The following is a 19,491-nucleotide window of genomic DNA, read 5'->3' on the forward strand; positions in this document are numbered from 1 at the left end:
CAAGACGCTTTAAATAGAGGCACACGCCGGACCCATCCCACCATACGATCTTTATTCTATCGGCTCTTTTGGCCCGGAAGACATAAAGCGCACCGTCGAACGGATCTGAGCCCGCATCGCGCACTAGCGCAACAAGGCCATCGATACCCTTGCGGAAGTCGACTGGATGGCTGGCGAGGAACACCTTCACGCCCGAGGGAATCATGCCGAACGCACCGCTCGGATCACCCGCTGCAAGTGCGCCTCGTCGACGTCCAGGCCGGCACGCACGACGACCTCGCCAATGGCAATCTCAATCACTGTGCCTGCCGCAGACGCCACCACGCCCTCGCAACTCGAGTGCCGCGAGCGATAATGCCGCTCGGCCCGAGCATCACGGCGCCAGGCGAACAGCTGCGACGGGTGAATGCCGATCCGGCGGGCGATCGCCGAGACGCTCGCGCCAGGCTCCAGCGCCTCCGTCACAACTTGCGCTTTGAACTCGTCCGACCAGCTTCGGCGAAGCTGCCGCGGCGCTCCCTCAAGACGGTCGGCGACCGCTTCGATCATATGGAAGGTTCTAGTTCCAGAACTAGGCGCAGACATAGAAGCTCACATCGGCTCACAAACTCAGCAGCCGATAGCCGATCGCTTACCACTCCGCCAGACGGGGTTTCCTTGCCGCTTACGAACTTGCTCGCAGTGTTTTTTTGTATCATTAGCGTGCCTGTGCCGGTCGAGGATGCAAAAAGCAATGTTTTCCTCACAAGGCGGTTTCGAGAAAAGGCTTACCCGCCCGCCCGCGACAAGCGATGCCCTGCTAGTCCTGCCTTACAACAAAGTCGAGGCCGTTAGGGACTGACAGTCGCTTCATCACTTCAAGGATGCCTTCTGCTGGTTCGGCGGATAATTCCCTGCCGATCTTATCGTCCCCCTTATTGCAGCGCAGCCCATCCGCGATGAGTTCGCCAACCGATGAGGAGCCCGCAGTGCGCTGGAGAATGGGTTTGGAGGCTTGGGGAGCTTTGACAGAACGGACCCGATCTCGTTCATAAATCCAAACGTATGAGGACTTTTTAGAGCGCCTGTACATTTGCTTACACTGATTTCCCAGTCGTTGGGGCTCGCCGCTCCTGAGCATGGCTTCTCGGCGTTTCGTTTGCACCAGCATGCCCTTGCTTATTGGATCGTCCTTGTCCTTGCGGACAACCGAGATGTAGAGATCTGCTCCAGCGACCTTTTCCTGGTGCTTAGTAAATTCCTCGGCGTGAACATCCAATGCCAGGCCGGGCGCCGTGATTGGGTGGTTGCGAATGGCGTCGTTGATGGCTTGGGCCAATCTTGATGTCGTGGGCTCCTCATGCCTCCCGAACTGCTGGGATTCCTGTGCAATTCCGTTGACCACAGAATTAACGCGTTCGGCCAAGTCGTGGAGTAACTGTTCAAGAGGATCGTGAAAAGACGAGCCGGTAAGCGTAATGACACTCATGAAATCTCGCGGGCGCGGGGGTGCTGCCGATTAAATCTTCCCGCATCATTCATATGTCGCGAAGCGACCAAGATAAACAATGAAGGTCACACGAAGTGGCCCCCGACAAGAAAATCGAAACGCAAGACGAACGTGTAAAGCGCATCCAGGGGAAGATCGAAGCTGACAAAGCTGACGAATTTGCCAAAAAAGGTCGCCGCCGCCAGGAAGGCCGGCCACCTCAGTGCTAAAGCGCTCGATCTGTACAGCAAGGCGCTCGGCGGAAGCAAAGCCTGACGCTGAACAACGTCACTGCTGCCGAGTTTCAAACCCGTATCCTGCATAAGTTCGAAAACGACCGCGCATGAAGGCATGCGAGACGGATTTGCTGAGATTCCGGTTCTCGACGATCAATGCACGAACCGCGGCTCGCACATCGCCGTTGCTGGCGGCAACGGCCTGGGCCACCGCGATCTCCAGCCCTTCATCATCTTCTGTCTCGGGTTGTGGAGCGGCGGACATGGCCTGTTCCGTGTTGACCTGACGCGCTGCATGTTCCTATTTTGTTCTCATGGAGTCAAGCCGCCATTTTCCGCCGCCGTGGACCCTGATCCGGGAGAATTCCGAGCGTTACATCGTGCAAGACGCCAATGGCGTTACCGTCGCCTGGCTGTTCTGTCGCGACGGCTCCAGCCGCTACAGCTTCGGCGCCGCCACGCTCACCGCCGACGAGGCGCGACGGATCGGACAGGCCATCGCCCGCATCCCCGAACTCCTGATGCCGCGCAAGGGCTTCCATCCCCGTGGCGGCGGTCCGCGCTGGCGCACCGACCGCCCGTATCACGTCGCGATCGAGGACAATTTTCTGCGCGAGAACTGGTTCGAGATCGACGCGCTCTGCAAGCTCAACAGCCTGCCGTTCAACGCCACCGGCGAGACTATCCGCGACGACGGCACCTGGCGCGTCTACGAATTCACCTGGCAGATGGACGCGATCCTGTTCTGGGACCGCTTCAAGGGACGCTGGCTGCGCGGCTCGGAATTCCACTATCCCGAACGGCCCGCCGATCTACCGGAGCTGAAGCCGCTCACCAACTGGCCGAAATTCAACCCGCGCGACACGCGGTGAGACACGACGTGTTGACCGCGAGATCTGCATGCACCGCGCTGATGCTGCTCTTTGCCAGCCGTGTCAGCATTTGCCAGCAACCTGTCCGGCAGGCCCGGCATCGTCGATGGCGACACGCCAGCAATCGATGGCATCCGCATGAACCCTCTTGCCGGCGAAGCAGGACTCACAGTAGCCATTCCGCCACAACGCAGTCTTGGACATCGGCATGGCTCCTCGCTCCAACGAACTTCCATCAACCGGCTTCGCTCTCGAGATTGATGGGCGAATTAAGACCGAGTTTGACACCAGGGAAGGCGCCGAGAGCGGCGCCGTCGCGTTGAAGCGTCGTTTTCCGGACTTGCAGGTTCGCGTCTATGACGCCAGCGCGAAATCCCGGCACGAGGTGCAGGTCTGACAATCTCGATGCCCATCACTTGTCAGCCAATCGCACCGACAATTGATGCCGCCCCGGCTCATCAAATCCGTGGTCGCGTTCACGAGGCATCATAGGGCGGCGTCCGCACGTAGTCGCATGTTGACGGTCGGCCGCAGTTGCCAGCTTTCGCACGCCCGAAGCGCGAGCGCTCATTTCGTCGCTCAAAGCTTTCCGCTAACGCTTACGCTCGCGCCTGTTTTTGCGCGCTGATCCCGCCGAAACCGCGAGACATGCGGTTTGCAGCTTGCGCCGATGCAGTTCGCTGCCTTTCTATCATCGCAAAGAACGCGGTGAGGCCCGGCGTCGAATATGTGTGAAATTCTCGAAGCTCGCTTTGGCGTCGCAATGATGCCTGGATGTTCACAAGGCTCGGCGCCCCTTTGCACGGAAAGCCCGAGATGTTCGAATGTGCCGCGGTCGTTTCGCGCGTGCATGCCCGTGGCCGTCATCGGGCAGGGCGTGCCATGAAGCGGAAAATCTGCGTCTATGTCAGCGAGGATCTTGTTTCGCGATTGGCAGTCGCCGCCGAGCACCGCGGCGCCACCAAATCCGGGCTCGTCGGCGCCGCGCTCGATCGCTTCCTCGATACAGCGGACGAGCGCGACGACCAGCCCGGCGTGGACCAGCGCCTGGCCCAGATGGGCCGGCAGCTCGATCACCTCGCGCGCGAATTGCGATTGGTCAACGAAACGGTCGCGATGCATGCGCGCTATCATCTCACGGTCACGCCGCCGCTGCCCGACACCGCGCAGCCGGCCGCCTGCCGACTTGGCGCGGCGCGCTTCGAGGAATTCGCCGCGCAGGTCGGACGACGCGTCGAGGAGGGGCGCCCGCTGATACGCGAGACGCTTGAGCGGCTCGGCACGACAGGTGCCACGCGGCCGTCTCCCGAAAGCCAGGGTCCGGCAAGCGCGCCGGCAGGGTATCCCGCGGAAGCGACTTGCGAGGCGATGAGCAGCCCGTCCGGGGCCGCCGATCAATACCCGGTTGAAGAGGCGGAGATTGCGCAGACGGCGAAGCTGCAACCCGAGGATGACGCACTGCAATCGGTCAAAGCCGGGGCGTCAAACCTAACGCTCATCCTCCGCGTCTTCCTGCCCTTCGCATTCGGCTACTACCTGTCGTACTTGTTTCGCACAATCAGCGCGCTGACCGCAGAGCCGCTGACAGCCGAATTCGGGTTGACGCCGTCCAGTCTCGGCCTGCTCACGTCGGCCTATTTTCTCACCTTCGCCGCCGCCCAGATCCCGATTGGCGTTTTCCTCGACCGCTATGGCCCTCGCCAGGTCCAGGCCGTGCTGCTGGTGATAGCAGCCGGCGGTGCCGCGCTGTTTGGCGCATCCGATGGCTTCCTGTCCCTGCTCGCCGGCCGCGCGCTGATCGGGCTCGGCGTTGCCGCCGCCCTGGCTGCCGGCTTGAAAGCGACCGTGCTGTGGTTTCCAAAGGAGCGCGTTGCGCTCGTCAATGGCTGGATGGTCATGCTTGGCGCGCTGGGCGCCGTCACTGCCACGGCGCCGTCCGAATGGCTATTGGCCTCTATTGGTTGGCGCGGATTGTTCGAATGGCTTGCCGCGGCGACCGCGGTTGCGGCCGGTGCCGTCTATCTCTTGGTCCCTGAAGCACCGCCGTCGCCTTCAGCAAACAACAGCCGCCCTTTCGCCGGACTTCGAGAAATCTACGCAGATTCACGCTTCTGGCGATTGGCGCCACTTTCTGCGACCACGATCGGAACCGCCTGGGCGCTCCAGGGACTGTGGGCCGCGCCCTGGCTCGCCGACGTCGAAGGACTAGACCGCGCCGCGCTCGTCAACCATCTGCTGGCCATGGCCGTGGCGCTCAGTATCGGTGCGGTCTTGCTTGGAGCACTGGCCACCCGCCTGCGCCGGCGCAACGTTGAGCCGCAGGCCGTTGTCGGGGTTGTTGCGGCACTGTTCATGACGGTGCAGACCGCGCTGATCCTGCGATGGCCGCTGCCATCCTACGTCCTGTGGTGCCTGATCGCCGCTGCAGGCGCGGTGACGGTGTTGAGCTACGCGATTCTGGCTAACCATTTCCCAAAGGAATTGGCAGGTCGTGCCAATGCCGCATTGAATGTCATTCATATCGGCGGGGCATTCGCCCTTCAGGAGTTGATTGGCATTGTCATCGAGCGCTGGCCCGTGGAAGGCACTCACCACCCGATGATCGCCTATCAGGTCGCATTCGGCATCGACCTCGCGCTCCAGCTCGTCGCCTGGATCTGGTTCATGTGGCCGCGCGCTCGGCCGATCGCCATCCCTTCGGGGCGCCGCTATTCGGTCGACGCGATGCTGCCTCAAGTCATGGCCGTCGAGGCCGGTCACATCCGATCTTGAGTGATGCGTATGGAGAGACACACTTAAAGTGTCGCGCCACGTTGCATCGACACCGGCTATTGATCGCGCCTACTCAGTTGGGCGTCTCCCTTCGGGACCGGGCTGTCGGCTACGCTGAAACCCGGCCTTGCGGGGTCTTCCCCCTTCGGGCGTTCATCCCTGACGCGGAGCCCGCGACGAGATCGGTGATCTTGCGCGACACCGTGCCGACGGCGGACGCCGGAGCAGGAGAGGGAGAGTGCGGGCCGGGTTGCCGTGACGGGTTGGAAGCTCGCGGGAGAGTCCCGCGGTGCCCGTTGCGGAGACCTCAAGATGTCCAGACATGCTAATCGGGCGCGCGGCGGCGAGAACCGGGCGAGCCTTTATGACGAAATCACCGACAAGATCATCGCCGAGCTGGAAGCCGGCCGCGTGCCCTGGGTGCAGCCCTGGGGGACGGCGGCCGCGAAGGCGCCGCTGGCGATGCCGAAAAACGCATCGACCGGCCGCCAGTATAGCGGCGTGAATGTTCTGATCCTCTGGGGCGCCGTGATCGAACACGGTTTTGCAGGCCAGAGCTGGTTGACGTTTCGCCAAGCGCTGTCGCTCGGCGGTCACGTCCGCAAGGGCGAGCGCGGCACGACTGTCGTCTATGCCGACCGCTTCGTGCCGCAGGACGAGAAGCGTCGCGCGGACGAGACTGGCGACGAAGCGCAGGCGATCCCGTTTCTGAAACGCTTCACCGTCTTCAATAGCGATCAGTGCGACGAGCTCCCTGACGGGATCGCCAAGGCTGCGCCGCCTCCGCTGCCCGCCCTGATCGAGCCGACGGTCGAAGCGTTGATCAAGGCGACCGGCATCGACTTTCGCATCGGCGGCAACCGCGCCTTCTATATGCATTCAGCAGATTATGTGCAGGTACCGCCGCCGCATGCCTATGGCGAACCAATCAACTGGCACCGCACCGCGCTCCATGAGCTCGGCCACGCCAGCGGCCATGCCTCGCGTCTCAACCGCGATCTCAGCGGTTCTTTTGGCACGAAGAAATATGCCTTCGAAGAACTGATCGCGGAATTGAATGCCGCCTTCTGCTGCGCCTCGCTCGGCATCGTGCCGACCGTGCGCCATGCCGATTACATCGGCTCGTGGTTGGAAGTTATGCGCGAGGACAACCGCGCCATCGTGCGCGCCGCGTCCCAGGCCAGCAAAGCCGCCGACTATATCCTCGGCTTCCTGCCGGATTCACAGCCGTCCGACCATGAGACCGCCGACGAGAGGAGGGTGGCATGATCCTGCTCCCGCAAGACTTACGCGAGCGCCTGCTCGCCAACGGCCGCCGCCGCGGCCTCGACCATGTGCCGGTCGTGAGGTTCTTCAATCCGCTCGGCGTCGGCACTTGGCTCGTGAGCGAGCTCGATGAGGATGGCGACACGCTGTTCGGTCTCGCTGATCTCGGCGAACCGGAGCTCGGCGCGTTCAGCCTCGTGGAGATGGAGGCCGTCGAGCTGCCCTTCGGCTTGGGGATTGAACGCGACATCCTGTTCGAGGGCGCGTTCCCTCTATCGGTTTACGCGCAGGCCGCTCGCACGGCGGGCCGGATCGTGATTGACGACCGTTCGCTGCGTGCCGCGGCCGCGGTGTTGCAACGGGAAGATCGGTGACCTCGGCGCGCTTCGCCGGGGCGTGGCGGTTGAGCCGCCGCGCTCCGGAAGCGTTGCGATGCTCATTCGTCCGACGCGCGGCGAGAGGGAGAGGAGGGCGGGCGTGTTGGCGAATGGGTTGGAGGCCGAGAGAGGGTCTCGGCCGCCCGTTCCGGAGAAAACTGACATGGCAAAGGCCGTTCAGAAGATCAAGCTGTCGCCCTCACGCGACATCCCCTTCAACAAGCTGGTGCTCAGCCAGTCCAACGTCCGGCGTGTGAAGGCCGGCATCTCGATCGAGGATCTCGCCGAGGACATCGCCCATCGCGAGAAGCTGTTGCAGAGTCTCTATGTGCGGCCAATCCTCGACGCCGACGGACAGGAGACCGGCATGTTCGAGGTGCCGGCCGGGGGCCGCCGCTATCGTGCGCTCGAATTGCTGGTGAAGCAGAAGCGGCTCGCGAAGACCGCGCCGGTTCCCTGCATCGTCTGCGAAACTGGTGGCGAAATTTCCGCGGAAGAGGACTCGCTCGCCGAGAACGTGCATCGCGTCGCGCTTCATCCCCTGGACCAGTTCCGCGCCTTCCAGACCTTGCGCGAGCAGAAGCTGTCGGAGGAGGATATCGCGGCCATCTTCTTCGTCTCCCCGCAGGTGGTGAAGCAGCGGCTCCGTCTCGCCACGGTCTCCCCGAAGCTGCTCGACGTCTATGCCGACGACGGCATGTCGCTAGAGCAGTTGATGGCGTTTTCTGTCACCGACGATCACGTCAGGCAGGAACAGGTCTGGGAGACCGTCAACAAGTCGGGCTACGACGAGTCGTATCAGATCAGGCGCCTTTTGACCGAGCGCGCGGTGCGTGGCTCCGACAAGCGCGCGCGGTTCGTCGGTCTCGACGCCTACGAGGCCGCCGGCGGCAATGTGCTGCGCGATCTCTTCGAAGCCGACGACGGCGGCTGGCTCGAGGACGTTGCATTGTTGGAGCGTCTGGTGGCCGAGAAGCTGCGCGCCGAAGCCGGGACGATCGCCGCGGAGGGATGGAAGTGGATCGAGGTCGCCGCCAGTTTTCCCTACGGCCATGACCATGGGCTCCGCCGGCTCGAGGGCATCCCGGCGGATCTCTCCGCCGAGGAGCAGGCAAGCGCCGACACGCTCCAGGCCGAGTACACCGCGCTTCAGGAGAAATATGAAGATGCCGACGAACTGCCCGACGAGGTAGATGCGCGGCTCGGCGAGCTCGAGGAGGCGCTCGAAGCTTTCGAGAACCGGCCGGATATCTTCAAGCCGGCCGAGATGGTCCACGCTGGCGCCTTTGTCAGCATCGATGCCGAGGGTGCGTTGCAGGTTGCGCGTGGCTATGTCCGCCGCGAGGACGAGGCCGCGTTCGTCGCGGCGACCGTCGAGCTCGATCCCGAGCCTGGTGCAGCAACGCCGGCCGCCGATGGTGGGGACCAGGACCCACCGGCGGCCCCGCGTGCCACGATCACCGTCAGCGGGCAGGTGAGCCCAGAGGAGGAAGAAGACGATGTCATCCGGCCGTTGCCCGACCGGCTCGTCACCGAGCTAACCGCACACCGCACGTTGTCGCTGCGCGATGCGGTTGCTTCCCATCCGCAGGTCGCGATGACTGCGCTTCTGCACAAGCTCTGTGTAGATGCCTTTTACCAGACCTACACGCCGGGATGCCTTGAAGCGGGTGTTCGCCTCGTCCAGCTTCCGGTGCAGGCACCGGATATGAAGGAGAGTGCGTCTGCGAAGTCTATCACGGATCGGCATGAGGCCTGGAGGGCCGATCTACCCACCGATGAGCAGGCACTGTGGGATTGGCTAGTCGCGCTTGACGATGCCAGCCGGTTGGCGCTGCTCGCCCACTGCGTTTCCGGCGGCATCAATGCGCTGTCCGAGAAAGTCGATCGCTATGGCGGTTCCGGCGTGACCGCCAATGGCTTGCGGCGCCGTCTCGATCAGGCGGACCGCCTGGCGCGGGCCGTCAATCTCGACATGGCGGAGATTGGCTGGCGGCCGACGGTCGACAACTATCTCGGTCGCGTCACCAAGAGTCGTATCCTTGAAGCCGTCCGCGAGGCGAAGGGCGAGAGCTCCGCGCAACTGATCGACCATCTCAAGAAGACTGAGATGGCAAAGGAAGCCGAGCGCCTGCTTGAGGACTCTCGCTGGCTGCCGGAACCATTGCGCACGCCGAATCTGCCGCTCGGCACCCCATCCCAGGCGCTGGGTGCTCACGACCAGTCGTCGACCGAACCACCCGGCGTAGAATCGGCGGCGGCCGGATGCGATGTGGCTATGGGGGCCGTGGCCACGTTGGGCGAAGATGAGGCCGCCGCGACCGAGCCGCGCATCATCGCGGCCGAGTAGTCGAGGCAGTATGACCTCCTTGAGGCCCGCCGGCGACGGCGGGCCTTTCTTCGCCCTGGAGCTCCCATGTTCACGCAAGCTTCCGATCTTGCTCGCCGCCTGGCCGAGCGCGCCGAGATGGTGTGTCGGCATTATCTTTCCAATGGACGCCGTTCGGGCAACTACTGGCTGGTCGGTGACGTCAACAACACGCCGGGTCGCTCCCTGTTCGTCCGTCTCGCCGGGCAGCAGTCTGGCAGAGGCGTTGCCGGAAAATGGACCGATGCGGCAACAGGACAACATGGCGATCTGCTCGACGTCATCCAATTGAGCCGCAGGCTTGCGTTCAGCCAGGCCGCCGAAGAGGCTCGCCGTTTCCTCAGCCTGCCGCCTCCCGCACCCGATCTTGTATCCGCCGTCCGGCGCCGACCAGCACCTGTCGGCTCATCGGAGGCGGCCCGTCGATTGTGGGCGATCTCGCAAGGCATCGCCGGCACGCGCGCGCAATCCTATCTGGCCGATCGTGGCATCACGCACATTGAAAGCCTGAACAGCCTGCGCTTTCACCCGCGCTGCTACTATCGCCCCGGGGATCACGGCCCCACGGAGACCTGGCCAGCATTGATCGCGGCCGTCACCGACCTTAACCATCGTATCACCGGCGTGCATCGCACCTGGCTCAATCCCGATGGAGTCGATCCCGTAACGCTCGGCAAAGCGCCCATCGACACACCGCGTCGCGCGATCGGCGATCTGCTCGGTCACGCTGTCCGCTTTGGCACGGTGGCCGATGTCGCCGCCGCAGGCGAGGGCATCGAGACCATGTTGTCGCTCCGCGAGGTTCTGCCGGCCATGCCAATGCTGAGCGCACTCTCGGCCGCGCACCTTGCGGCAATCCTGTTTCCGCCCACACTGCGCCGCCTCTACGTTGCGCGCGACGACGATCCCGCCGGCGACACAGCCCACGACATGTTGCGCGACCGGGCTCATAAGGCCGGCCTCGACGTGATCCCGCTGTTACCCGGGCTGGGAGATTTCAACGATGATCTGCGGCTGCTAGGCCTCGATACGATCCGGGCGGCAGTCCGAGTCCAGCTCCTTGCGCAGGACGTCGCGCGTTTCACGTTGGCAGCCGGATCGGATCCGCAAAGGGCGGGCGAGACGGCGAGGCCCGTGAGGGTCGTGCAGCGGTTCTCCATCCGAAAAGGGCCGCGCAGCCGGCCTTCTTGAGAGGCGACGTTTTGCGGCAAGCGGTCTGGCCCCGCAATGGCGGCGCGCGGCTATTTTCCGCCGCGCGCCCACGAATGACTGCTCACATAGTCCACAGGACGACGCGCGCTTTGCATCGCGAAGCAAAATAGCCGCGCGCCGCCATCCTCCGCTTCGCTCCGGCCGCTTAAGCGGTGCCGGTCCGGCCCGCCCGCCGCCTTTGGTCGCCATGAAGGCCGCGATGGGCGCGGCCGATCCGATCAAGGAGCACCGCCATGACGACCGACCACGACGACGCAACTTCCTCAGCCACCGACCACACGATCACCGAGCTGCAACTTCACAGCTACCGTCCGTTCCAGGACGAACCAGACCCAAGGCCACTGCCCGAAGGCCGGCTGATCACCGGCGCAGTCGCCGACATCTTCGATGCGGTGATCGTCAGCCTGCGCGACACGCGGCTAGAGCCCGACCTCGACGATCTCCTGTGGTCGGCGGTCAACCTATTCCACCGCGCCACTACGCGTATCGAACGCGAGCTCGACGGCAACGAACAGGCGCAACGACAAAGTCAACACGAGCAGGACGGCTCCGAAATCCGCTCCGTCGAGCTCGAACGCCTCATTGCCGAAGGACTGACATTGATCGAGCGACGCAACGTGATGGAATACTTCCGCGACCAGGCCGCGGAGCATTTCGCCAAGCACACCGGATCAAACTGGCAGCCGCGCTCCGGATCAACAGTCAACCATCGGACGATGACAGCAGCGATGATCGACAGCCGAGACTTCATCGCCGCAAAGCGTCGAGCCGAGACCGAAGTGATGCTCCCTCCCGGTCCGAAGATCGCCTTCACCGGCGGGCCCGGCTTCAACGATCACCGTCTGATCTGGGACAAGCTCGACCAGGTCCGAGCCAAGCATCCGGACATGGTCCTATTGCACGGCGGCAGCCCGAAAGGTGCTGAACGTATCGCATCGCGCTGGGCCGATCACCGCAAGGTGTCGCAGATCGCCTTCAGACCCGACTGGGCAAAGGGCAAGGCAGCCCCGTTCAAACGCAACGACGCCATGCTGGAAGCATTGCCAATCGGCGTGCTGGTTACCCCCGGCAGCGGCATCCAAGCCAATCTCGCCGACAAGGCCCGCCGCCTCGGCATCCCCGTCTGGAAGATCGGCAAGGACGGCGCATGAGCGCCGTGTAAATAAGCGCCGAACTTTGACTCCTATCGGCTCCCAACATTGACCCCACACGTGATGAACATTCCGCCGCTTGTTCAGGGGTTTCGTCAGTGTTGGCCGGGGTCAGCCTCCGGCGCCGATCGATGGGTCAAACTGTGCGCCGAATAACAGGTAACCGATATTGCTTGGTGAGCAGCCGCCGGCTGCTGGGCCAATGGGCGGGGTGGATCACCGGCTAGATCCGATCTTGCAACTTAAGGGAGATGGCTGTTAAAATTGTACGTAAGCTTTGCATCAGCCGAGGGGGCTGATGGGTTTGCTGTTGCCGACTTTTTCGATTTTGAGCTTCACCTCTGCGCAGGCGGCGGACGTAAAAGTCTGCGCGTCAGTACGGCTGGAGGTGCGACAGTCCGACAATCACCATCGTTCAATTCGCCGAACAAGTCAGTTGATGTTCATCGCTTAGCACTCAGATCAAGCAACGCGTTTGCGCTACCCATAGAGGGTTGTGACCATGAAGGTGACGCCAGCGAAAGTTATTCTTGTTCATGGAACTTGGGGCCGAGGATTCAATCCCGATAAAGATGAATGCCGCAAAGATACTGCCCCCACTGAACCGCGGTGGTTTGAAGTCGGATCGAAATTTTACACGGAGCTGAGCACCGGTCTCTCGAGCTTAGTAGCGGCGAAAGATTTGAGCGCATTTCTCTGGTCAGGCGCTAATTCAATTGAGGAACGGCGATGCGCCGCCGCGCGATTAGCCGAGGAGCTCGATAAAAGTCTTGCCGCGGCGCCGGAGGCACCACATTTTGTAATTGCGCATAGCCACGGAGGGAACGTCGCGCTGGACGCGCGTGAGGCAATGTTGGGCGATCCGCTCAACGTGCACATTGTGACGATGGCCACGCCGTTTCTCTCTATCTATCGAACAGTTCCGCGAATCGTCGACAAGCTTTTTGTTCTCTGTCTTTCGATTGGCGCGGCAATATTCGCTGGCTATCTTATGGTGGCGTGGGCGACTGCCGGCGCGTTTTTATTGTTTGCTCCTCTACTGATTTCAATTCTGTCAATAATTGTCGGTGCCATCACTCTTCTTTGCTGGGCCTACGGGCGGCTCATAAGAAGCCAACGAGTCAGCGGTCACCGTTTCAAACGGTTGAAGTTAGCCCGACATATCAACAATCAGGCGTTGCTTGCGAGCGCCATTTTGTTCGCTGCTGCCTGGCTTCTTTTTGGACGTCATCCGGAAGGAATCTTTGAGGGTCTGGACTTTGATAACGCTAATTCCGTCGTATTCGCCGTCATGATTCTCTTAGGCCCGACGCTTGTTCTAACTGTCGTAATTCCTTCTTTGCTCGTCTTCTTCCTTACTCGATCGATAGCGGGAAGTATCCTTTACGGCCCACAATATGGATCGCCGAACGTTTCCCGCGTTGTCACAAAGCTAAAAATCCTCAGGAGTCGGCGCGACGAAGCGACCCTAGCACTGATCTTTGGAAAAATCGCGAGCTTTCTGACGCATATCGCCGCCTCAATCTCGATGATCGTTCCGATCGTTGTTACTCTGCTTGCCGTATTCCTCTTGTATGGCGTACTCGAGTTTTTGATTTCGACGGCGCGATCCTATTCGGAGTGCCTCGCAAATCTCACCCCGGATTGCATGACTGGACAGGTTTACGCCTTGATGGCGTCTATCGGGATGAGTGATATTTCCGATGAGATCACGCGTTCCGTCTCTTTTGGCTTTGGAATAAGCGTAGCCTTGGTTTCGCTTGCAGCCGTGTGCAAGTCATTGTTCGGGAGAGAATTGCTTTATCGATCATTGAATGCCGTCGTTAATGTTTCCGACACGCCGGACGGTTCCAACTCTTACAACGTAGATTGGTGCGTTCCCTCCGAAGGGAGCGTGTTTAGCCTCCGACATTCCCTTTATAACAATCCCGACACACTGAAAAAGATCATTGCCCACATCGCTCGTGTCTGCACCACCGAGGCGACTTGCGAGGGTGCGGATGCGGTCGCGCTTCCTTCCGCTCCTCCGAGGAACCAGGTATGGCAAAAAGCTGCGGCATTTGTCGCCGTGGGGTGCATTTATGCGGTCACCGCTTTCGCTGCCTACGCTCCGTCCGGTGCACTCTCCATCCGATGCTCGTTGAACTCCTATTTCGAACCCACCGGTGCAGCGGGCGGATTCACAATCCTTGTGGCGGGATTCGACGGCGATGACATTGGCGTGGGCGACCGTTTCGCCAGGGAGATCGCGCTACGATATGGTTTCCCTGTGATCCAGACCTGCTTACGGGTCACAAAGAGCGTTACCACCACGCAAGACGTTTTCCCTGAGGAGGGGTCTGCAGCGTGGCTGCGGACGAGGTACAAATCTGATCTGATTTTGTGGGGTAAGGTGGCCGCGGGGCCGCAGGTCGAGTTGCATGTGTGGCAGCGCGGTCCTTTTAGAGATCCGAATAATAAAACCGAGCTCAAGCCAGCTGATATTACGGAGTTTGTCGCAACGCAGTTAGAGAGGGATCTGATCCATGCAATTGAGAATTCGGCCATGGAAACGTCCTTGTCCAATCCGCCCGCCGTTCTCGCGAAGCTTGCCGATCAGGTGGACGCATTCACGCAGAGCATCGATCAGAACGGACTAGCCTACTCGGACGACTTGTATGGCCTACGGGACACAATTGAAATACACGCAGCCGCGGGCAGATTGATGGCAATTGCCGCCAAGGCCTCGAGCGATGGACAGCGTGCAAAAAAGGCAGTGGATTACTTTCATCGCGCATCCGCGATGTGGGACGGTGCGGGAAACGAAAAAAACACTATCTCGAACGACTGGAAGCAGGACGAGAGCATCGCGTTGCTTTTGGACGCCCGGCTGAACAAGGATCAAGGTTCAGCAAAGCTGGCAGCTTCAAGGTACCTGGAAGAATATGAAAAGGATCGCAAGAACCGCGCAGCACCCTACAATTCAGCTGACTCCGCCGCGCAGGCAGCTTCAGCCGCTTTTCAAGTGTACACGATCACTCACGAGGAGGATGCCAAAAGTTCATCGATCCGCCTCTCATGTGTGAGCCTATTGATGCTGCGTTATTGGCAGACGATTGAAGTGGCGATCCGAAAGCAAAATGCTAAGCTTGCGGATCAAGGTCGTGTAGGAGCCGTTCTGCCGAATATTCGACCTCCAGAGCAGACTGAGGTCTACAAGATTCTCGACGGCTTCGGAAAACACCCTGGCTCTATCTTCGCAGGACCAAGGATGGAGCTCGAGGATTGCGACACATTCTAGCGCACAGAGCTGGCCAACCCGCTACTTTTCGGATACAACCTGAGCACGCTTTCCTAAGCGGAGCTGAAATGCGGTTGAGTCGGTCGCCCGGTTAGGGGGATATGAACTCATGGCCAATGACGTGTACCGCGATGCTTCAACGGCCTGGCGCGCGCTTTGTGCGACGGGAGGCATCGAGCTCGAAGGCCGCGATGTCGAGCTGAAGGACAAGCTCAGGCTAGAACTCTCCAGTTCAGCGGCGACGCTTGAGCAAGCCTTGCTCGAAGCAACAACCGACCAGCTTGTGCGAGCATTATTCGATGTCGCCCAGCCGTTCGTGCAAATGTTCAGAGCCATTCTGGAGTTCTTCAAAGCCGCGAGCGCGAAGGAGGGTCGCGCCGATTGGACGATCAAGATCGAGGAAGAGCACCTCGACTTGGAACATTTTCAATCGTTCCTGAAGACGTGGGACGAAATCAAATGCGAATTCGAGGTTCCGGCGATCGACATGACCGGCGCTTTCGTCCTTCAAAAGCTGACCCACAATGTGGAAGAATTCGAGGACACTGTTCGCAGGGTTGGCGAAAGCCCTTGTCGTACCGGCGTCAGCGACGTCGATCTCTGGCTTGAGGCATATTCTCGGGGCCAGTATTCGGCTTTACCAGCCTCGCTACAGCCGGCACGCCTTGGACCCGGCTACCGCGAAACGGCCGAGCTTGTCGCGGCATCGCTTGCAATCATCAAAGAGCGCTGGTCCGACTGGTACGCCATGGACGGAGAATATCGCGCCCGCCGATTCGGTTTCGACAGCCAAGACGGGCTCAGCTACAGGACCATCGCCCAAGATGAAACCGATCTCTGCATCCCCAGGGTCATTGCGCGACTGGCAATAGCGCAGCAGCGTCCTGAGGCGCGAAGAACCGCCCTTGGTGAGCAACTCGAAGCCGAGTATGCGAAATACCCGCGCCGCAAACTTAGAGCGCTGACGTCGGTAGCCGAACTCGAAAAAATTCTGTCGCTCCCCGTCTGGCAACGAAGACACGAACTCTATGCCGTGTGGATTGCGACTGAAATCGTAAATGCCTGCCCCGGACACACGATTGACCTTCACCACGAAGATGGACGTATTGTCTTCGCGTTCAAGGAGACCGTCGTCGCGACAATAAAGTCCGCAAGCCCCATCGTTCGGCTTGTCGCCGAGAAACGTAGCCCTCTTAAAAACCCAGTCGGTCACGGCCGTAAGGAAAACGTGCAGCCGGACTATGGCCTTTGGAGCGGTGATCCAAGCGTTTGGGAGTGCAAGCTCGTCGTTGAGGTGAAGCATTACAAGCGCGCCGCGCCTACAAAATTCGCGGAAGTGCTCCAGGACTACGCGCGTGCTCACGCCAAGGCCAGAATTCTGCTGGTAAACTATGGGCCGGTGGGTGTGTCGATTGTCGATCTGCCTCGGGATGTTTTTTTGCGATGCGAAACAATAGGGGATTTGACCCCATATGGTCGCGATGCCAGGAGCAAATTCAGAAAGGAAGTTTGCGAGATCCTCGGCCAGCCCGTGCAGCCCTTTGATGCGTCGGCCTCCCGGACAGTGATCGCGCTCGACATTTCCCCGTCTATGGCCGGACTTCTGAAAAGCCCGCAGTTGACAAAATATCTTGACCGAATCCGAAGAGGGGGAAGTGTCGCGCTCGTCGATAGCGCTATTCAAAAGGTCTGTTCTGTCGATAGCGTCATGTCCGAATTGTCCAGGATTCAGGGGAGCGGTGCGACCGACCTTGTAGGTCCCGTTAAGTCGCTTCTCGAGACCTACACGCGAATCCTGGTTCTGACAGATGAGGACGGTTATCGAAGTCTCAGCGGTGGCTTGACCACTCCAATACGAGCGGAGCACTTACCGCCTGGTTTCTGGTCGATTGAGATCAATAGCAACAGTGCGCGCCAATGAAAGCGCGTCGGCTTCGGGTGTGAGCTCAAGAAACTCGCCGCAAAAGTTAGCTCCCCGCGCTTGGGCGAAGATCTTGCGCGATACCGGCAAAACGCCATATCGGTTATAGCGCCGACATCAACCGCCACCTGGTTGTTTCTTCCCGATCGGCGCCGTCGTCTCGCCGCGTGACTCCAAACCATCAGCGTGCGATCGCAAGAAGTTCTCTTCACTTGCGATTTTGATTCCGAGGACGTCTGCGATCGGTTACACTTCGCTTCGCGCCGCGGTGGTGGGGAGGCGCACATCATTCATTTCCACAAAATGGAGCCATCCGCCATGGCAGCACTTGCCGTCTTCGTCGGCATAGGTTTCTTCTGTTGGCTGCTCTACGGCGCGGCTATCTATACATTGCCGTTTCTCGTGGGCGCTTTCGTTGGCCTCCATGCAGAGGAGGCCGGAGCCGGCGCGCTCGGCGGCATCGTGCTCGGGGTCGGTGCCGGCGTGCTGGTTCTGATCGTCGGGCGCGCGGTGTTCGCGCAGGCGGGGGGACCGCTCCTGCGTGCTGCGATCGCATTGGTCTTCGCAGCCCCAGCCGCGCTCGCAGGTTATTCCCTGACGTACGCTCTGTTCGGCTTGACTTCGGCGTCCGAAGGATGGCGTCAGGCCTTTGCGATCCTTGGGGCAACATTAATTGGCGTCATCGCCTGGCAGAGACTTGACGCAACGGTCCCGCCTGCCAGTGACAACGATCAGCGCCGCCCGGCACAGGCGTGGAGGTAGGGCGCACAGCACCGCGCGTTGCATCCGTGCCACCGACCTCACTTGGGTGAGTTCGAGCGTTATCGCCTGGATGTGGATTATGACTGAGGGGCATGGGGTGCCTCTTGCTGGATCGCCCGCCGCGCAGAATCTCCCTTTCGTTCAAGGTCGATGGTAATGCCTTCCGCCTCTCGCTTTTCCTCGCGCGTCGAACGTCCACGCCCGACGCAGGATGTGACGATTGCCCGTCGCCAGCTTGCTTATGGCGGCAGTGCGATGTTCGCCAGCTCTCCTTGCCAAATCCCTGTTCCGAGAAGCGCGTCCATTCACGTCTACGATGGCTTGACCTTAGCCGGACATCGGCTGCGCCTCGATCGCCTAGCCGCAATGCCGGCGCTCAACTTTCTTCCCCTGGGCTTCGCCCATTCCTCGCGCGAACCAAGAAAGTTGCCCGCCCGGCATCCTCCGCTGCGCTGCGGTCCTGAAGGATGCGGCGTCGCTCGTCTCCGGCCTGTCGGTCGCCATCGAGACCGCGATGGTCGCGGCTCGGAAACAGAGCAAGGAGAACTACAATGGCGAACATCGGCACATTCACCAAGACCGAGCAGGGCTTCACCGGCGAACTCGTCACCCTCAGTCTCAAGGCAAAGAACGTCCGCCTGGTTGAGGAAGCTGCGAGCAGCAACGAGAACGCGCCGACCCACCGGGCCTTCGTCGGAAGAGTCGAGATCGGAGCCGCCTGGGCGAAGCGATCCAACGAGGGTCGCCCGTACCTCTCGGTGAAGCTCGACGACCCAAGCTTCACGGGTCCGATCTACGCGAACCTGATTGAGGACGAGGGCGGCAAGACCCACACGCTGATCTGGTCTCGCCCCAGCGGCCGCCGCAGCGGCGACTGACCCGCACAGAATGCCCCGTCCGGCCGTCCGGGCGGGGCACTTCCTATCCCGCCAATTGGGCCTGCACGCTGGATGGGATCGTCACCTACGCTCGTCTGCCCAGCTAAACCGGTGCCCCAGATCTAGGCCCATCTGCGTTCGAAGCCTAGCCGGCATGGGTTTTCGTCTTTCCGCCATGTCTTGGCTTCACCGGCTGAACCAACTCGGACGGTTCGATCCTCAAAGCATCTGCGATACGACCGAGAACCGACACACTCGGTGATTTATCCGCGCGCTCGATATCGCCCACATATCGGGCGCTCAGGCCGGCGGCCTCAGCTAGTTCCTCCTGCGTCATCTTTTTGGCATGACGTACCCGACGCAGGTTGATCGCCACGACCTCCTTGAGATCCATGGCGACCACGCTGATGATAGAGGAACGATCGTTCTAGGAACGATCGTTCCGATTCGTTCGATGCCGTGATATCCTGACTTCGAGCAGTCTGACCAATCGAGCCAGGCAAGCAGCAAGTCAAACCGCAAGGGCCGCGCGGCAGTGCATAACCGCCTGACCGCCATCAGCCCAAGGCAAGATGTGGTATATCTAATATTTCAATGAGGCCGGGCGTGCAGCCATGACCATCCCCGTCTTCGACGACCACCCGCCCGACGAGGCGCACGTCACGCCCTACGACGAGCGCCATCTCAAGACCTATCTACGGCTCCTTGACGCCGCCGAGGAAGGAGCCGACTGGCGCGAGGTCGTGCAGATCATCTTCGGTCTCGACCCCGAACGCGAGCCCGCACGCGCGCGCAGCGTGCATGACAGCCATCTTGCACGCGCACGATGGATGAGCCGATCCGGCTATCGCGACCTCGTTCGACGCTCGCCGTAATGAACTGAGAGTTCAACGGTTTTTTGTGACAACGGTTTAATCCCTCATCTTTC

19 protein-coding genes are annotated in these 19,491 nt (G+C 60.9%); 13 read left to right on the forward strand and 6 right to left on the reverse strand.

The features are described from left to right. From tnpB to AC066Y_RS02965, 5 genes are all read right to left on the reverse strand, one after another. Window positions 1–205, reverse strand: a 205-nt coding sequence (gene tnpB / locus AC066Y_RS02945; protein WP_478272580.1) for an IS66 family insertion sequence element accessory protein TnpB, incomplete at its 3' end; no start/stop codon positions are given. Continuing rightward, window positions 202–549 (reverse strand): transposase, encoded by a 348-nt coding sequence (locus AC066Y_RS02950; RefSeq protein WP_478272581.1) that lies wholly within the window; start codon window positions 547–549, stop codon window positions 202–204. The genes AC066Y_RS02950 and tnpB, both read right to left, overlap by 4 nt. 250 nt (window positions 550–799) lie before the next feature. Further along, window positions 800–1,468 carry a hypothetical protein gene (locus AC066Y_RS02955; protein WP_478272582.1) on the reverse strand — a complete coding sequence of 223 codons (669 nt, stop codon included), beginning with the start codon at window positions 1,466–1,468 and terminating at the stop codon, window positions 800–802. Between the two features lie 86 nt (window positions 1,469–1,554). Then, entirely contained in the window at window positions 1,555–1,776 is a 222-nt protein-coding gene (locus AC066Y_RS02960; protein ID WP_478272583.1) for a hypothetical protein, read from the reverse strand. Further along, window positions 1,757–1,969, reverse strand: a complete 213-nt coding sequence (locus AC066Y_RS02965) for a hypothetical protein (RefSeq protein WP_478272584.1) — start codon at window positions 1,967–1,969, stop codon at window positions 1,757–1,759. Before AC066Y_RS02965 ends, AC066Y_RS02960 begins: the two co-directional genes overlap by 20 nt. A 115-nt stretch (window positions 1,970–2,084) precedes the next feature. Here AC066Y_RS02965 and AC066Y_RS02970 point away from each other — a divergent pair, with 115 nt between their 5' ends. The 12 genes from AC066Y_RS02970 to AC066Y_RS03025 all read left to right on the forward strand — a co-directional run bounded on the left by AC066Y_RS02970 (window position 2,085) and on the right by AC066Y_RS03025 (window position 18,563). Then, window positions 2,085–2,576, forward strand: a complete 492-nt coding sequence (locus tag AC066Y_RS02970; protein WP_478272585.1) for a hypothetical protein — start codon at window positions 2,085–2,087, stop codon at window positions 2,574–2,576. Window positions 2,577–2,772: 196 nt separating this feature from the next. After that, window positions 2,773–2,973, forward strand: a complete 201-nt coding sequence (locus tag AC066Y_RS02975) for a hypothetical protein (protein WP_478272586.1) — start codon at window positions 2,773–2,775, stop codon at window positions 2,971–2,973. A gap of 485 nt (window positions 2,974–3,458) precedes the next feature. Further along, a complete protein-coding gene (locus AC066Y_RS02980; protein ID WP_478272587.1) occupies window positions 3,459–5,348 on the forward strand; it encodes an MFS transporter in 1,890 nt (629 codons plus the stop codon). A 312-nt stretch (window positions 5,349–5,660) separates the two neighbouring features. After that, entirely contained in the window at window positions 5,661–6,617 is a 957-nt protein-coding gene (locus AC066Y_RS02985) for an ArdC family protein (protein WP_478272588.1), read from the forward strand. Then, window positions 6,614–6,988, forward strand: a complete 375-nt coding sequence (locus AC066Y_RS02990) for a DUF2958 domain-containing protein (RefSeq protein ID WP_478272589.1) — start codon at window positions 6,614–6,616, stop codon at window positions 6,986–6,988. The genes AC066Y_RS02985 and AC066Y_RS02990 overlap by 4 nt, the downstream gene beginning before the upstream one ends. A gap of 166 nt (window positions 6,989–7,154) precedes the next feature. Then, window positions 7,155–9,341, forward strand: a complete 2,187-nt coding sequence (locus AC066Y_RS02995) for a ParB/RepB/Spo0J family partition protein (protein WP_478272590.1) — start codon at window positions 7,155–7,157, stop codon at window positions 9,339–9,341. A gap of 66 nt (window positions 9,342–9,407) precedes the next feature. Beyond that, window positions 9,408–10,550, forward strand: a complete 1,143-nt coding sequence (locus tag AC066Y_RS03000) for a DUF7146 domain-containing protein (RefSeq protein WP_478272591.1) — start codon at window positions 9,408–9,410, stop codon at window positions 10,548–10,550. A gap of 254 nt (window positions 10,551–10,804) precedes the next feature. Further along, window positions 10,805–11,722: a DUF2493 domain-containing protein gene (locus AC066Y_RS03005; RefSeq protein ID WP_478272592.1), complete on the forward strand. Its 918-nt coding sequence runs from the start codon at window positions 10,805–10,807 to the stop codon at window positions 11,720–11,722. A 502-nt stretch (window positions 11,723–12,224) separates the two neighbouring features. Then, window positions 12,225–15,002, forward strand: coding sequence for an esterase/lipase family protein (locus AC066Y_RS03010; protein ID WP_478272593.1), 2,778 nt, complete (start codon window positions 12,225–12,227; stop codon window positions 15,000–15,002). Between the two features lie 109 nt (window positions 15,003–15,111). Then, on the forward strand, window positions 15,112–16,923 hold the full coding sequence (locus tag AC066Y_RS03015; RefSeq protein WP_478272594.1) for a hypothetical protein: 1,812 nt from the start codon (window positions 15,112–15,114) through the stop codon (window positions 16,921–16,923). Window positions 16,924–17,241: 318 nt separating this feature from the next. Next, the gene (locus tag AC066Y_RS03020; protein WP_478272595.1) at window positions 17,242–17,685 is read left to right on the forward strand and encodes a hypothetical protein; all 444 of its coding nucleotides are present in this window, start codon (window positions 17,242–17,244) and stop codon (window positions 17,683–17,685) included. Window positions 17,686–18,236: 551 nt separating this feature from the next. Next, window positions 18,237–18,563 carry a DUF736 domain-containing protein gene (locus tag AC066Y_RS03025; RefSeq protein WP_478272596.1) on the forward strand — a complete coding sequence of 109 codons (327 nt, stop codon included), beginning with the start codon at window positions 18,237–18,239 and terminating at the stop codon, window positions 18,561–18,563. A 145-nt stretch (window positions 18,564–18,708) separates the two neighbouring features. Here the strand turns inward: AC066Y_RS03025 and AC066Y_RS03030 are convergent, their stop codons facing one another. Further along, complete coding sequence (locus AC066Y_RS03030; protein WP_478272597.1) at window positions 18,709–18,957, reverse strand: helix-turn-helix domain-containing protein; 249 nt, start codon at window positions 18,955–18,957, stop codon at window positions 18,709–18,711. Between the two features lie 220 nt (window positions 18,958–19,177). Here AC066Y_RS03030 and AC066Y_RS03035 point away from each other — a divergent pair, with 220 nt between their 5' ends. Beyond that, window positions 19,178–19,438, forward strand: coding sequence for a DNA -binding domain-containing protein (locus tag AC066Y_RS03035; protein WP_478272598.1), 261 nt, complete (start codon window positions 19,178–19,180; stop codon window positions 19,436–19,438). Window positions 19,439–19,491 lie beyond the last annotated feature (53 nt).

The sequence above is a fragment of the Bradyrhizobium sp. USDA3010 genome, assembly GCF_056429065.1.

What these genes read in the sequence shown, in the direction of transcription:
- AC066Y_RS02950 (WP_478272581.1), bottom strand. Translation starts at nt 549, where the DNA reads ATGATCGAAGCGGTCGCCGACCGTCTTGAGGGAGCGCCGCGGCAGCTT.
- AC066Y_RS02955 (WP_478272582.1), bottom strand. Translation starts at nt 1,468, where the DNA reads ATGAGTGTCATTACGCTTACCGGCTCGTCTTTTCACGATCCTCTTGAA.
- AC066Y_RS02965 (WP_478272584.1), bottom strand. Translation starts at nt 1,969, where the DNA reads ATGTCCGCCGCTCCACAACCCGAGACAGAAGATGATGAAGGGCTGGAG.
- AC066Y_RS02980 (WP_478272587.1), top strand. Translation starts at nt 3,459, where the DNA reads ATGAAGCGGAAAATCTGCGTCTATGTCAGCGAGGATCTTGTTTCGCGA.
- AC066Y_RS02985 (WP_478272588.1), top strand. Translation starts at nt 5,661, where the DNA reads ATGTCCAGACATGCTAATCGGGCGCGCGGCGGCGAGAACCGGGCGAGC.
- AC066Y_RS02990 (WP_478272589.1), top strand. Translation starts at nt 6,614, where the DNA reads ATGATCCTGCTCCCGCAAGACTTACGCGAGCGCCTGCTCGCCAACGGC.
- AC066Y_RS02995 (WP_478272590.1), top strand. Translation starts at nt 7,155, where the DNA reads ATGGCAAAGGCCGTTCAGAAGATCAAGCTGTCGCCCTCACGCGACATC.
- AC066Y_RS03000 (WP_478272591.1), top strand. Translation starts at nt 9,408, where the DNA reads ATGTTCACGCAAGCTTCCGATCTTGCTCGCCGCCTGGCCGAGCGCGCC.
- AC066Y_RS03005 (WP_478272592.1), top strand. Translation starts at nt 10,805, where the DNA reads ATGACGACCGACCACGACGACGCAACTTCCTCAGCCACCGACCACACG.
- AC066Y_RS03010 (WP_478272593.1), top strand. Translation starts at nt 12,225, where the DNA reads ATGAAGGTGACGCCAGCGAAAGTTATTCTTGTTCATGGAACTTGGGGC.
- AC066Y_RS03015 (WP_478272594.1), top strand. Translation starts at nt 15,112, where the DNA reads ATGGCCAATGACGTGTACCGCGATGCTTCAACGGCCTGGCGCGCGCTT.
- AC066Y_RS03020 (WP_478272595.1), top strand. Translation starts at nt 17,242, where the DNA reads ATGGCAGCACTTGCCGTCTTCGTCGGCATAGGTTTCTTCTGTTGGCTG.
- AC066Y_RS03025 (WP_478272596.1), top strand. Translation starts at nt 18,237, where the DNA reads ATGGCGAACATCGGCACATTCACCAAGACCGAGCAGGGCTTCACCGGC.
- AC066Y_RS03030 (WP_478272597.1), bottom strand. Translation starts at nt 18,957, where the DNA reads ATGGATCTCAAGGAGGTCGTGGCGATCAACCTGCGTCGGGTACGTCAT.
- AC066Y_RS03035 (WP_478272598.1), top strand. Translation starts at nt 19,178, where the DNA reads ATGACCATCCCCGTCTTCGACGACCACCCGCCCGACGAGGCGCACGTC.